Annotated in this window: 13 protein-coding genes; all 13 read left to right on the top strand. The window is 36.9% G+C overall.

Features of this window, described 5'->3' with window-relative positions; translation table 11 throughout:
• Window positions 1–161 precede the first annotated feature (161 nt).
• The 13 genes from LS684_RS16020 (at window position 162) to LS684_RS15965 (ending at window position 13,738) form a co-directional block, all read left to right on the top strand.
• Window positions 162–638 (top strand): MaoC/PaaZ C-terminal domain-containing protein, encoded by a 477-nt coding sequence (locus tag LS684_RS16020; protein ID WP_233807408.1) that lies wholly within the window; start codon window positions 162–164, stop codon window positions 636–638.
• A 248-nt stretch (window positions 639–886) separates the two neighbouring features.
• Window positions 887–1,603: a response regulator transcription factor gene (locus LS684_RS16015; protein ID WP_233807406.1), complete on the top strand. Its 717-nt coding sequence runs from the start codon at window positions 887–889 to the stop codon at window positions 1,601–1,603.
• Entirely contained in the window at window positions 1,600–3,375 is a 1,776-nt protein-coding gene (gene pnpS / locus LS684_RS16010) for a two-component system histidine kinase PnpS (protein ID WP_233807404.1), read from the top strand. The genes LS684_RS16015 and pnpS overlap by 4 nt, the downstream gene beginning before the upstream one ends.
• 406 nt (window positions 3,376–3,781) lie before the next feature.
• Window positions 3,782–4,747 (top strand): FtsH protease activity modulator HflK, encoded by a 966-nt coding sequence (gene hflK / locus LS684_RS16005; RefSeq protein WP_233807402.1) that lies wholly within the window; start codon window positions 3,782–3,784, stop codon window positions 4,745–4,747.
• Window positions 4,740–5,672 carry a protease modulator HflC gene (gene hflC, locus LS684_RS16000; RefSeq protein ID WP_233807400.1) on the top strand — a complete coding sequence of 311 codons (933 nt, stop codon included), beginning with the start codon at window positions 4,740–4,742 and terminating at the stop codon, window positions 5,670–5,672. Before hflK ends, hflC begins: the two co-directional genes overlap by 8 nt.
• 156 nt (window positions 5,673–5,828) lie before the next feature.
• Window positions 5,829–8,456 carry a DNA polymerase I gene (gene polA, locus LS684_RS15995; RefSeq protein ID WP_233807399.1) on the top strand — a complete coding sequence of 876 codons (2,628 nt, stop codon included), beginning with the start codon at window positions 5,829–5,831 and terminating at the stop codon, window positions 8,454–8,456.
• A gap of 22 nt (window positions 8,457–8,478) precedes the next feature.
• Complete coding sequence (gene mutM / locus LS684_RS15990; protein WP_233807397.1) at window positions 8,479–9,309, top strand: DNA-formamidopyrimidine glycosylase; 831 nt, start codon at window positions 8,479–8,481, stop codon at window positions 9,307–9,309.
• Between the two features lie 73 nt (window positions 9,310–9,382).
• Window positions 9,383–10,018 (top strand): sporulation membrane protein YtaF, encoded by a 636-nt coding sequence (ytaF, locus tag LS684_RS15985; RefSeq protein WP_233807395.1) that lies wholly within the window; start codon window positions 9,383–9,385, stop codon window positions 10,016–10,018.
• Between the two features lie 16 nt (window positions 10,019–10,034).
• On the top strand, window positions 10,035–10,628 hold the full coding sequence (gene coaE, locus LS684_RS15980) for a dephospho-CoA kinase (protein ID WP_233807392.1): 594 nt from the start codon (window positions 10,035–10,037) through the stop codon (window positions 10,626–10,628).
• A 331-nt stretch (window positions 10,629–10,959) separates the two neighbouring features.
• Window positions 10,960–11,085, top strand: coding sequence for a hypothetical protein (locus LS684_RS24150; protein ID WP_267930285.1), 126 nt, complete (start codon window positions 10,960–10,962; stop codon window positions 11,083–11,085).
• Window positions 11,086–11,342: 257 nt separating this feature from the next.
• A complete protein-coding gene (locus tag LS684_RS15975; protein WP_233807390.1) occupies window positions 11,343–12,371 on the top strand; it encodes a glyceraldehyde-3-phosphate dehydrogenase in 1,029 nt (342 codons plus the stop codon).
• A 445-nt stretch (window positions 12,372–12,816) separates the two neighbouring features.
• Window positions 12,817–13,197, top strand: a complete 381-nt coding sequence (gene speD, locus LS684_RS15970; protein WP_233807388.1) for an adenosylmethionine decarboxylase — start codon at window positions 12,817–12,819, stop codon at window positions 13,195–13,197.
• Between the two features lie 136 nt (window positions 13,198–13,333).
• Window positions 13,334–13,738, top strand: a complete 405-nt coding sequence (locus LS684_RS15965) for a hypothetical protein (RefSeq protein ID WP_233807386.1) — start codon at window positions 13,334–13,336, stop codon at window positions 13,736–13,738.
• The last annotated feature ends 75 nt before the right edge of the window (window positions 13,739–13,813 follow it).

Genomic DNA, 13,813 nt, shown 5'->3' with positions numbered 1-13,813 from the left:
TTTTTCTGCGAAACTTTATGCTATGATAGAGTAAATAGACAGAAAAGAAAGAATTTTCGTTCAGTCAATTGAAATCCATTCTTCTATAGTCTATCTTCTATTGAAGAATTTATTTTATTCAATTATATTGCAATCGCTTACATACTTTTGGGGGTGCAGATATGCTATTAGGGAAAAAGAGAAAACTTGGGAGACAAATGAATGAAATTACTGTAGGTGAAAAGCTTACACTAACGGAAAAGATTGAAGACAAAGACCTCTTGCTCTATTTAGGATTAACAAACGATGCTAATCCATTATATATTCAGCATGATTATGCATCTCAGACACCATTTAAGAAGCCCATTGTACCGAGTATTATGTTAACTGGTATCATCACTGCGGCAGTTTCAAAGTACTTACCAGGACCTGGAAGTCACATCGTGAAGCAGGATATAGAATTTCTGAAGCCGGTCTTTCATTATGGAACAATCCAATTTTTATTTGAAGTAGTCGAAGTGAATAAAGGATCGCATACGATTCAAGTGAAAGTACATGGAACAAATGAAGAGGAAGAAGTTGTGATTACAGGAATGTTAACCGTTTGTCCTCCACACCAATTAGAGGCAATGGATGGAAAGGCGTTAGATAATTTCTAATATATTGAATTTAGAGGAGAGATCAGGCGGTCTCTCCTTTTTTGACTAAAAAAATACTCATCCATCCCAGCATAATTGGTAGCGTGCGTTCTACTTTCCTTACTCTAGAATCACGTTCTTCGTATTGCCCAGTGTACTCACCCGACTTTCACAAAAATATCATTCTTTTGGTGATTTATATTATAATAAGGATAAGGTTCTTTGATGATGATGAAAAAATAGGGGAATTTTTTATAACGGAGGATTTTATGGATAAAAAAGTGCTTGTAGTTGATGATGAACAATCTATTGCAACTTTACTTCAATATAATTTGCAGCAAGCTGGTTTCGAAGTAATTACAGCTGAGGACGGGGAAGAAGGGAAGAATCTTGCTCTTTCAGAAAAACCGGACCTTATTGTATTGGATCTTATGCTTCCTAAGCTTGATGGAATTGAAGTTTGCAAACAACTTCGCCAGCAGAAGGTGACAACACCTATTCTAATGTTAACAGCAAAAGATGATGAGTTTGATAAAGTGCTTGGACTTGAACTAGGTGCAGATGATTATATGACGAAGCCATTTAGTCCTCGTGAAGTCATTGCTCGTGTGAAAGCAATCTTAAGAAGAACTCAACTTCAAACAAGCGTTATTGGAGCAGTTGAGGAAGAAAAGGATTATATTCAAATTGCAGAGCTAAAAGTGCTTCCAGAGCATTATGAAGCCTACTTTAATGAAGATCTACTAGAACTTACTCCGAAAGAATTTGAACTCCTATTATATCTTGTAAAGAATAAAGGGCGTGTATTAACTCGTGATCAACTGTTAAGTGCGGTTTGGAATTACGATTTTGCTGGGGATACTCGAATTGTAGATGTACACATAAGCCATTTACGTGAAAAAATTGAGCAAAACACAAAAAAACCTACCTATATAAAAACGATTCGTGGATTAGGGTATAAGCTGGAGGAACCTAAAGGGGAATGACCAAATTTAGGACAAGATTATTATTTGGGCTAATTACCCTTATCTTCGGCGTATTAATTGGTTTGGGTCTCCTTCTCGGCCAATTATTTAAATCCTATTACTTAAATGCTTTTGATGAGCGGTTGGAGAAAGAAAGTGAGATTGTTTCATTCTATATTGAAGACAAAGGTGGCATAAAAGCTATTTCAGAAAAAGATACGGGAACAATAAGTGACTTGCTAAGTGCTAGGGTTACAGTTGTTAATTCGGAGGGAGAAATTATACTAGATTCTACCACTGAGGAAAGTGATATAACCCGGCATCATCTGATTATAGAAGATATTATTAGTGGAAAGTCTAAAGGAAATGATCGCCTTGAAGTGGGTGGAGGCTATAATTTACGCTACTACTGGAAGCCAATACAATACAATGACCGAGAGCAAGGATATGTGTTTATTAGCGCAAAAATGAACGAGATTAATCAAGCTTATCGGCAGATTTGGTGGTTGCTAATTGTCAGCTTAGGCTCTGCCCTTATTGTGATCTTATTATTAGCCACTCGGATTACCGCTCGGTATACGAAGCCTGTTGAATCTGCAACCCAAGTTGCTATAGAGCTTGCCAAAGGGAACTATCGAGCTCGGACGTATGAAGATCATATAGATGAGACTGGAATGCTGAGTTCTTCCATAAATATATTAGCTAGAAACCTTCAAGAGCTGATGAAATCACAAGAAATTCAACAAGACCGTCTTCGTACGCTTATTGAAAATATGGGGAGTGGTTTATTACTTATTGATAGTAGGGGTTATATTAACCTGATTAATCGAGCATATAAGGAGTTTTTCCATATAGACCCAGATGCTTACGTCAACCAACTATATTATGATGTCATTGAGCATAGAGAAGTGACTAGTCTTGTTGAAGATATCTTTATGACAGAAGAAAAAAATAAGAAGCAGCTACGTTTACCTATTGGAATTGAGCGTAGGCATTTTGAAGTATATGGAATTCCAATTATCGGTACAAACGATGAATGGAAAGGTGTACTATTAGTATTCCATGATATAACAGAGTTAAAGAAGCTCGAGCAAATGCGAAAAGACTTTGTCGCAAATGTGTCACATGAATTAAAGACACCTGTTACATCCATAAAAGGGTTTTCAGAAACATTGCTTGATGGGGCAATGAATGATGAAAAGACTCTAGTCGCTTTTCTAAATATTATTCTTAAGGAAAGTGACCGTCTGCAATCGTTAATACAGGACTTATTAGATCTATCAAAAATAGAAAAGCAAGGGTTTGCCCTTTCTGTCCAGCCTTTTAACATTGCTGAATCTCTCCATGAGGTTATCACCATTATTGAAGGAAAAGCAAGCGAAAAAAGCATAGACTTAGAGTTTCGTTCAAGCTCTGAACAAGTTGTAGTTGAAGCGGACGTTTATCGCGTGAAGCAAATATTTATTAATTTAATTTCAAATGCAATATCCTATACACCAAATGGTGGAAAAGTGAGCATATTGGTTAATGAACAAGAGGATCAAGTTACGGTAACTGTATCTGATACAGGGATCGGTATAGAAAAAAAGGAAATTCCAAGAATTTTCGAGCGTTTCTATCGAATTGATAAAGCAAGAAGTCGGAACTCAGGCGGAACGGGATTAGGGTTAGCGATTGTAAAGCATTTAGTAGAGGCTCACCACGGAAATATCTCAGTGGAAAGTGAAGTTGGGAAGGGAACTAGTTTCTCAATTGTTCTTTATAAAAAATTTCCTCAAGGGCTTTTCTACTAGAGTTTGGATGAGTTTACATTTTCTTTACAACTGGTTCATTCTATCTTAACAATCTATTGCTAGAATGGAAAATGCAAACCCCTTCATCCAAGGAGCCAAAAAGAAAAAGGTGAAAGCAGACCCCGCTTTCACCTTTTTCTTTTTTCAATTTATTAATATTTAACCTTTAAAGAAGAAAAGCACAGAGGAATAGTAGAATAGTAAATGAACTTTATACATGAAAAAATTGAGAAGTTTACCTTGGTATCTAAAATAAAATTAAAATTTCTGGGAACCTTTTTAACAGATAATCGTAAATAATGATACACACAAAGAATCTTGTTCATCTCTCTAATAGCTGTTACCATGATGAAGTCATTTGGGGGAACAAGTATTCAGACTAAAATGAAGAGAAGGAAGTGAGACGGTGGTTAGTTTAAAGAGGATTTATACCATTGTAGGTCTAATTTTTCTTATTATTATTTTAAGTATTGTAGCGTTTACTACCTGGTACACGGTCGATGAGTCCGAGCAAGCAGTTATTCTAACCTTTGGGGAAGTAGAAGACGGTATTACTGAGCCGGGTTTACACTTTAAATTACCTTGGCCAATTCAAAGTGTTGAAAAGCTATCAAAGGAAACATTTAGTTTACAGTTTGGTTATGAACAAGCAGATGGAGAAATCAAAGACTTTCCTGATGAAACGAAAATGATTACGGGGGATGAAAATATCGTCCTAGCCGATCTTGTCGTACAGTGGAAAATCACAAACCCATCTAAATACTTATACAATGCGGACTCACCGAAAGAGATTCTTTATGATGCAACATCTGCTTCATTAAGAAGTATTATCGGAAGTTCAAAAATCGATGATGCATTAACCTCTGGTAAAGCAGAAATCGAAGCACAGGTAAGAGACCTGCTTTCCGAGCTAGTTGATAAATACGATATTGGAATTTCCATCCTAGCTGTAAAATTGCAGGATGTAGAGCTTCCAAATGAAGAGGTGCGTAAGGCATTTACCAATGTTACGGATGCTCGTGAAACAATGAATACGAAAATTAATGAAGCGAAGAAATATCGAAACAAACGTACAAATGAAGCCCAAGGGGAAAAAGACGCTATGATTTCTCAAGCCCAAGGGGATAAAGCGGCTCGTATTGAAACGGCACGTGGAGATGTGGCTGTATTTAATAAGCTATATGAAGAATATCGCAAAAGCCCAGATATTACGAAGCAGCGTCTTGTGTTAGAAACAATTGAACAAGTCTTACCAGGTGCTGAAATTTATATTATGAATGATGATGGGAACACGCTTAAGTACTTTCCAATTCGTCCGTTAGAGAAAGAGCAACCGAAGACACAGAAAGAAGGAAGTGAAAATAATGAGTGATCAAAACGTCATTAATATGAAAGAAAAAGGCAATGGCTTTCAATGGCGCAACTACACGAAAATTGGGATTTTCTTCATTATTCTCATTGCTGTATTGGTGTTGATTTTTAGTAACTTGTTTATTGTAAAAGAAGGCGAGTATAAAGTTATACGTCAGTTTGGAGAAGTCGTTCGAATTGACAAGGATCCAGGTCTAGGATATAAAATTCCGTTCATCCAAAGTGTCACGACATTACCAAAGTTTCAAATGACGTATGATGTGTCAGAAGCTGAGATTAATACAAAAGATAAAAAGCGGATGATTATAGATAACTATGCGGTTTGGCGGATTGAAGATCCAAAGAAAATGATTGCCAATGCTCGTACTGTAATTGGTGCTGAATCAAGGATGGAAGAATTTATATACTCTGTCGTCCGTGCGGAGCTTGGTCAATTAGATTATGATGAGATTATCAATGACGAAAAATCTTCTAGAGGTTCACTAAATGATCGTGTAACGGAGAAGGTAAATGAGCTATTAGCGAGAGATAATTATGGAATTGTTGTGACGGATGTTCGTATGAAACGTACGGATTTACCTGCTGAAAATGAACAATCTGTTTATACGAGAATGATTTCAGAGCGTGAGTCGAAAGCCCAGGAGTATTTATCAAAAGGGGATGCCGATAAAAATCGAATCGTTGCTGAAACCGATCGTGAAGTAAAAGAGCTTCTTGCTAAGGCAAAAGCAGAAGCTGAGACAATCCGAGGTGAAGGAGAAGGGGAAGCAGCTAAAATATACAATCAGGCCTTCTCAAAGGACCAAAGCTTTTATTCTATGTTCCGTACATTAGAATCATATAAACGTACGATTGATGGTGATACGGTCGTTGTTTTACCTTCTGATTCTCCATATGCTCGCCTCTTAATGGGCTATACGGACTAAAGAGTCAAACATTTAAAGAATAGTTTCACTTAATTTTATAGACCGTTATTTTCCTTTCTAAATCTAGTCATGATAAAATAAAGGGAAATAACGGTTTTTTGCTTTTCGCATAGTCACGGATTGTTACATATCGTTAAAATTAGAGGAGGATACCCTTTGAAAAAGCTTGTATTAATAGATGGAAACAGTATTGCTTACCGGGCGTTTTTTGCATTGCCATTACTTAATAATGATAAAGGAATACATACAAATGCAGTTTACGGGTTTACGATGATCCTAAATAAAATATTGGAGGATGAAAAGCCTTCACATATTCTTGTTGCGTTTGATGCTGGGAAAACGACTTTTCGTCATAAAACCTTCAGTGAATATAAAGGAGGAAGGCAAAAAACGCCACCTGAGCTTTCAGAGCAATTCCCTTTTATTAGAGAGTTGCTAGATGCCTTTCAAGTTTCAAGGTACGAGCTTGTAAACTACGAAGCCGATGATATCATTGGTACCTTATCTCTTCAAGCTGAAAAAGATGGCTATGAAGTAAAAGTCATTTCAGGCGATAAGGATTTAACTCAACTAAGCTCAGAAAAAACAACTGTAAATATTACAAAAAAAGGAATTACCGATATTGAAGAGTATACTCCTGCACATATTCAAGAAAAGTACGGCCTTACTCCTGAACAAATCATAGATATGAAAGGGTTAATGGGAGACAGCTCTGATAATATTCCAGGCGTTCCGGGTGTAGGAGAAAAGACAGCAATAAAGCTGCTTAAAGAGTTTCAGACATTAGAAAACCTCTTACACTCGATTGATCAAGTAAGTGGTAAAAAGCTAAAAGAAAAGCTAGAAGAATTTAGAGACCAAGCCGTGATGAGCAAGCAATTAGCTACCATTACAAGAGAAGCACCTGTAGAAGTCCAAATTAGTGAAACTGCATATGAGGGGATTAACTTGGACAAGCTGATTCCTCTTTATAAAGAGTTGGGCTTTCATTCACTTTTAGAAAAGCTAGACGGCGTAGAACAAGATGTCGATCAGCCGCTAGAAGAAATTGCATTTGAAATGATGAGTGACGTGAAAGAGGATATGTTAACAGATGAGAGCTCTCTCTATGTAGAGGTTTTAGAAGATAACTATCACTATGCTAAAATCATTGGATTTTCGATTGTGAATAAAAACGGGAGCTATTATATTCCGACTGAAACTGCAATTTCCTCGGCCGCATTTAAAATATGGGCAGAAGACGAGGAGAAGAAAAAAATTGTCTATGATGCGAAGCGCTCTGAAGTATCCTTAAGGCATCATAACATCCATTTAAAGGGTGTCGAATTTGATATGTTGCTCGCATCCTATATATTAAACCCAGCTGAAACAATTGAAGACGTTTCATCTATTGCAAAGCGCTTTGGCTTCCAAGCTATTCAATCAGATGAAGCTTTTTATGGAAAAGGGGCTAAGCGACACGTACCAGAAGAAGAGAAGCTTGCTGAGCATCTAGTAAGAAAAGGTATGGTTTTATCTGATCTAAAAAATAAGCTTGAAAAAGATCTAAAAGAAAATCAGCAGTATGAGCTCTTTCATGAGTTAGAAATGCCACTGTCACTTATTCTTGCTGATATGGAATCGACCGGTGTCAAAATGGATATTGCTCGCTTGAAAAAGATGGGTGAGGACTTACAAGGACAATTGAAAGATATGGAGCAGCGTATCTATGAATTAGCTGGAGAGTCCTTTAATATCAACTCACCTAAACAGCTTGGAGTAATATTATTTGAAAAGTTAGAGCTACCAGTCATTAAGAAAACGAAAACAGGATATTCTACTTCCGCTGACGTACTAGAAAAATTAGAATCTGAACATGCAATTATTAAAGAAATTCTTCATTATCGCCAGCTAGGAAAGCTCCAGTCGACCTATATTGAAGGGTTATTAAAAGTGGTGAACCCTGAGAATGATAAAGTGCATACACGGTTTAATCAAGCTCTAACTCAAACAGGCAGATTAAGTTCAACCGACCCGAACCTTCAAAATATCCCAATTCGTTTAGAAGAGGGTAGAAGAATTAGACAAGCCTTTATTCCCTCGGAGAAGGACTGGGTAATCTTTGCAGCGGACTATTCTCAAATTGAATTAAGGGTTCTAGCTCATATTGCAAAGGATGAGAAGTTAATTTCTGCATTTAGAGAAGATCTTGATATCCATACGAAAACCGCAATGGAAGTCTTTCATGTAACAGCAGACGAAGTAACCTCTAATATGCGACGCCATGCGAAGGCAGTTAACTTTGGGATTGTTTACGGAATTAGCGACTATGGCCTCTCGCAAAGTCTTGGTATAACAAGGAAAGAAGCAGGCAAATTCATTGATCGCTATTTGGAAAGTTACCCTGGGGTAAAAGAATATATGGAAGATATCGTTCAAGACGCGAAGCAAAAAGGGTATGTAGCAACCTTGTTACAAAGACGTCGTTACATCCCTGAGATTACAAGTCGTAACTTTAATGTACGAAGTTTTGCTGAACGAACAGCTATGAATACACCGATCCAAGGTAGCGCAGCAGATATTATTAAAAAGGCTATGATCGATATGGCAGACCGTTTAGTAGCAGAGAAATTACAGACGCGTTTATTACTTCAAGTTCATGATGAACTTATATTTGAAGCACCAAAAGAAGAAATTGACATACTAAAGAAGATTGTACCTGATGTAATGGAGAACGCAGTAGAATTAGTAGTTCCATTAAAGGTAGACTTCTCTTACGGTCCGACTTGGTTCGATGCAAAATAAATTGGAAAGGGAGTGAAGAAGGATGCCAGAGCTTCCAGAGGTAGAAACGGTCCGAAGAACGCTTGAAGCTCTCGTTCTTCACAAGACCATAGAACATGTTTCTGTTCATTGGCCAAAGATGATTAAACACCCTGATGAAATGGACCAATTTACAGATGCGCTGAAGGGGCAAAGTATTGTAGCAATTGGTAGAAGAGGAAAGTTTTTGATCATCTATACAACCGACTATGCGCTCGTGTCACATCTTCGCATGGAAGGTAGATATGGCCTTTTTCAAAAGGAGGATGAAACGGAGAAGCATACACATGTTATTTTCTATTTTTCCGATGGCACAGAGCTTCGCTATAAAGATGTGCGTAAATTTGGAACGATGCATTTATTTACAAAGGGAGAAGAACGTAACGAACTCCCTCTTTCACAACTTGGACCTGAGCCACTAGCTGAACAATTTACTTTAGACGAGCTCAAACAAAAGCTCCTTAAAACTACACGAAATATTAAGAGTGCATTGCTTGATCAACGTCTAGTAGTCGGTTTAGGAAATATTTATGTTGATGAAGCTCTTTTTCGTGCTAGAATTCATCCAGAAAGAAGCGCTCAATCTCTCACAGACCGTGAATTTGAGGTGCTTCATCAAGAAATCATTGCTACATTAACAGAGGCTGTTGAGCAAGGAGGAAGCACAATTCGTTCCTACGTCAATTCGCAAGGACAAATTGGAATGTTCCAGCTTCAGCTCTTCGTTTATGGTCGAAAAGGTGAACCTTGCCGGGTTTGTGGAGCAACTCTAGAAAAAACGGTTGTCGGCGGCCGTGGAACTGTCTTTTGTCCCAATTGTCAGAAGATGAAGTGAAAATTTAACCATTAACAATGGATGGGCTCCTTCCATATACTATCGTAGCGATGATAGGAAGGAGCTCTAATACATGGTACACACACTTTCACTTCTCTTACTAGCGCTTGCTGTAAGCTTAGATAGCTTTAGTGTCGGACTAACATATGGTTTAAGGAAGATGAAAATTCCTTTTAAATCGATTGCTGTAATAGCGTGCTGTTCAGCTTTGACGTTGATGGTGGCGATGTTAATTGGTAATTTCATTGAAAAGTTTATTTCCACAGAACTAGCAGAGAGTCTTGGTGGAGTCATTTTGATTCTAATTGGAGCATGGGTATTATATCAGTTTTTTCGTCCGGAAAAGACAAAGGAAATTCTTCCCCATGAAAAAATCATTGTAAATTTTGAAATCAAATCATTAGGTATTGTTATTAACATTTTGAAAAAGCCAATGTCTGCCGATTTTGATCAATCTGGAACGATTACAGGAATAGAAGCCGTTATGCTTGGCCTAGCATTATCTTTAGATGCATTTGGTGCTGGGATAGGTGCGGCTATGCTTGGGTTATCACCAATATACTTAGCTTTTACTGTAGCTCTAATGAGCTCTTTATTCGTATTTATCGGAATAAAAGTAGGTGCCATATTTTCTAAAAATAGTTGGATACAAAAAATATCTTTTTTACCAGGAATTTTATTAATATTCATAGGTGTTTGGAAAATGTAGGAGGAAGGGACATACTATGGCAATTGTGATTGGATTAACAGGGGGAATTGCTAGCGGAAAAAGCACTGTATCTGCCATGCTTCATGAGATGGGAATTTTTATTATTGATGCCGATGTAGAAGCCAAACTAGCGGTTGGGGTAGGTGAACAAGCCTATCATGATATTGTATTGAATTTTGGAAAAGACATTTTACTTGAAAATGGAGAAATTGATCGCGGAAAATTAGGTTCTATCATATTTCATGACAAAGAAAAGCGGCTTGAGCTGAATCGAATAGTCCATCCTGCCGTTCGAAAGAGGATGCTATTAAAAAAAGAGCGAGCAATTCTTGAGGGGGCTGAGATAATTGTCATGGATATCCCTTTGTTATTTGAAAGTGAGCTAACATACATGGTGGATAAAGTACTACTAGTGTATGTCGATGAAGCGACACAACTGCGACGTCTGATCGATCGAAATCATCTTTCGAAAGAAGAAGCTATTGCTCGAATACAGTCTCAAATGCCACTTAAAGAAAAAGTAGCTCAAGCCGATTATGTGATTGATAACAATGGAACCATTGAAGAAACAAAAGAACAGCTGTTCAAGTTTTTGAATAATTGGAGTTAGGTTTCTACCCGCTGAATTTATGAGAGGCCGGGACATGAGTATATCAGTCAATGATCTATCCGAACGATCAGGAGTTATCTCCTTTTACTAGTTCGGATATTTTTGTTTGTTCGGAAAACAATTTTTTAAAAATAGTGGAATGGAGCGGAAGACACTCGACTACTAAGGGAAATAGAGGCAAGGCTGAGACACCAAAGCGCATCTAGGAGGCTCAGATCAGATTCCTCCCCGCGGAAAGCGAGTGTCTGCAGGGCAATGGACCGAACTTGTTTTTACAACTTAACTATTTTAATAAAGTTATTGTTCGTCTTTGAGAAGGAGTCATTTAGTTATGTCCCAACCTCTTTTTCCTAATTTTTTTGTTTTTGATAATGATGAGAATTATACATTTAATAAAAGCGAAAAGAGTTATCATATGGGTGTTGAAGGAGATATTGATGTTGAAAATTGGGAATAGAGGTCATCATTTTGAATTAAGTTAGAATGTCCAGCCAACCGATCAGGATCAGCTTCAATCCCATCTACCATAATATTTCAATCAATTAAGTTATTAATAATAACAAGTGAATTAACATAAGTATGGTTATAATATTTCTGAATTATAAAACATTTCGAATTCCGCATTTTAATTATCACAAATATAAATTAATATGCTATACTAATTACAACAATAACACACATAAAGTATAACATTAATGTGGAAGGGGCCATAATATGAAGGCGAGAGTTGCGATTAACGGGTTTGGTAGAATTGGGAGAATGGTTTTTAGAAAAGCCATTTTAGAAGATAGTTTAGAAGTAGTTGCAATTAATGCGAGCTATCCTGCTGAAACGTTAGCTCATTTAATAAAGTATGACACAAATCATGGTCAATTTAATGGTGAGGTTGTACCAGAGAATAACGCAATTGTTGTAAATGGGAAACGCGTTCAATTATTAAGCAATCGTAATCCACAGGAACTTCCTTGGAAGGACTTAAATATAGATATCGTCATTGAAGCGACAGGGAAATTTAATTCTCGTGAAAAAGCAGCACTTCATTTAGAAGCTGGAGCGAAAAAAGTAATTTTAACGGCTCCAGGAAAAAATGAAGATGTAACAATTGTCATGGGAGTAAATGAAAGCGCATTAAATATAGAAGAGCATGCTGTTATTTCAAATGCTTCATGTACGACAAATTGTCTTGCACCAGTTGCAAAAGTGTTAGATGAGCAATTCGGAATCGAGAATGGCCTTATGACAACGGTTCATGCTTATACAAACGATCAAAAGAACATTGATAATCCACATAAGGACTTACGTCGAGCTCGTGCATGTGGTCAATCAATAATCCCTACAACAACTGGTGCTGCAAAAGCACTGTCATTAGTATTACCTCAATTAAAAGGAAAATTACATGGTATGGCTCTTCGTGTACCTACCCCAAATGTTTCCTTAGTTGACTTAGTTGTAGACCTAAAACGTGAAGTAACTGTTGATGAAATTAATGATGCATTTGAAGCAGCAGCTAAAGGATCTCTACATGGTGTTTTAGATATTACAGATGAACCACTTGTATCCATTGACTTTAATACAAATGAACACTCAGCGATTATTGATGGATTATCTACAATGGTTATGGATGCCAAGAAAGTAAAAATATTAGCTTGGTACGATAATGAGTGGGGTTATTCTTGCAGAGTGGTTGACTTAACGAAATATGTAGCTGAAGCATTAGTGCAATCAACAGAAGTAAATGTATAATAATCATAAAAGACAATATAGCAATTTCCAAGCCTGCTAATGCAATTTAGCGGGCTTCTTTCCGTTAACCAATTCTTTAAGTCTTTAGTGGAAATCTTACAGCTGGAGCGAACACAAGTCGCACCGATTAGTAACAGATAATCAATAAAAGAAACGACATTACACATCCAATTATTAACAAGAATAAGCATAATATTCTCTTCAAAGGCAATAGTAAAGAACGTGGCCCTTTCAACTATTTTAAAAAAGTACTCAACTTGTATTGCAAAACAAAAATAAACAAAGTATACTATTCCTCGTGAACTCTTGAGTTTTGGTTAATTTAGCTACTTAAAGGGTTAGGACCTCTTTGGACTAACTTTCCCCCGTGGTAGTTATAAACCAAATAATTAGGGAAATTCATTTATAACGAGTAACAAATTAGTTTAAAGGGGGAAATTTGAATATGGAAACAATGGGACGTCACGTAATCTCTGAATTATGGGGTTGTGATTTTGAGAAGTTAAATGATTTACAACAAATTGAAAAGATTTTTGCAGATGCAGCTCTTAAGTCAGGTGCTGAAATTAGAGAGGTTGCATTCCACAAATTTGCTCCACAAGGAGTAAGTGGAGTTGTAATTATTTCTGAATCACATTTAACGATTCACAGCTTCCCAGAACATGGATATGCAAGCATTGATGTATATACTTGTGGAGAAATGGATCCTAATATTGCAGCAGATTATATTGCTGAAGCACTAGGTGCACAAACTCGTGAAAATATTGAACTTCCACGAGGCATGGGACCAATTCAAGTACCACAAACAAACTCAAAAGCACTATAATATTGGACTTTGACGAGAGGTGTATCGATTACACCTCTTTTTTGATGCCTTAAATTCCCTCTATGTAAAAACTTTTGCTTTAAGGGGATAAAAGGTAAAATGGAATGACAACTAGGTCTTTTTGGAGGTAAAACAGATGTCGTTTTTTCAAGCCTTAAGAGGACGTTATGAAAATCATTGTGAAACATTTGAGGACCATTCTGACAATGAATTAAAAACAAGATACTATCAAGTTGGATTCTCAGATGCTTTTCAAATCATTGCAGAGATCTTGCACCAGGATAGCCGGGCTACCCTTCTAGATGTTTCAGAAGATCGTGGAGAGATCGCAGTTGAGCTTCGTTCTGAATTAAAGTTGATGTTATCGATTACAGTTATAACGGTGAGAGAACTAGAAACGGCAATTGATTTTGCTGCTTCGACAGATCATGTGAAAATCTCTGGTAGTTATCCTATATTAAAAAAAGAGATTACCCAAATGTATAGTAAACTGGATAAGGAACTTACATATATTGGTTCGGGTTTGAATGGGAATCCATAAAACACACTTGTACAAACAACTAAATCTTTTATAAAATAGAAATAAGACAAAGGTCGACATTAAACTATCCTGTTA

Source organism: Cytobacillus spongiae, from assembly GCF_021390075.1.
Note: the sequence above shows the minus strand (reverse complement) of the source record. Positions and strands in the feature narration are given on the sequence as shown.

Excerpts from the sequence above, each read along its gene's own strand:
- LS684_RS15965 (WP_233807386.1), top strand. The coding sequence starts at position 13,334 with ATGTCGTTTTTTCAAGCCTTAAGAGGACGTTATGAAAATCATTGTGAA.
- hflC (WP_233807400.1), top strand. The coding sequence starts at position 4,740 with ATGAGTGATCAAAACGTCATTAATATGAAAGAAAAAGGCAATGGCTTT.
- LS684_RS16015 (WP_233807406.1), top strand. The coding sequence starts at position 887 with ATGGATAAAAAAGTGCTTGTAGTTGATGATGAACAATCTATTGCAACT.
- coaE (WP_233807392.1), top strand. The coding sequence starts at position 10,035 with ATGGCAATTGTGATTGGATTAACAGGGGGAATTGCTAGCGGAAAAAGC.
- LS684_RS24150 (WP_267930285.1), top strand. The coding sequence starts at position 10,960 with ATGTCCCAACCTCTTTTTCCTAATTTTTTTGTTTTTGATAATGATGAG.
- LS684_RS16020 (WP_233807408.1), top strand. The coding sequence starts at position 162 with ATGCTATTAGGGAAAAAGAGAAAACTTGGGAGACAAATGAATGAAATT.
- pnpS (WP_233807404.1), top strand. The coding sequence starts at position 1,600 with ATGACCAAATTTAGGACAAGATTATTATTTGGGCTAATTACCCTTATC.
- speD (WP_233807388.1), top strand. The coding sequence starts at position 12,817 with ATGGAAACAATGGGACGTCACGTAATCTCTGAATTATGGGGTTGTGAT.
- LS684_RS15975 (WP_233807390.1), top strand. The coding sequence starts at position 11,343 with ATGAAGGCGAGAGTTGCGATTAACGGGTTTGGTAGAATTGGGAGAATG.
- ytaF (WP_233807395.1), top strand. The coding sequence starts at position 9,383 with ATGGTACACACACTTTCACTTCTCTTACTAGCGCTTGCTGTAAGCTTA.
- mutM (WP_233807397.1), top strand. The coding sequence starts at position 8,479 with ATGCCAGAGCTTCCAGAGGTAGAAACGGTCCGAAGAACGCTTGAAGCT.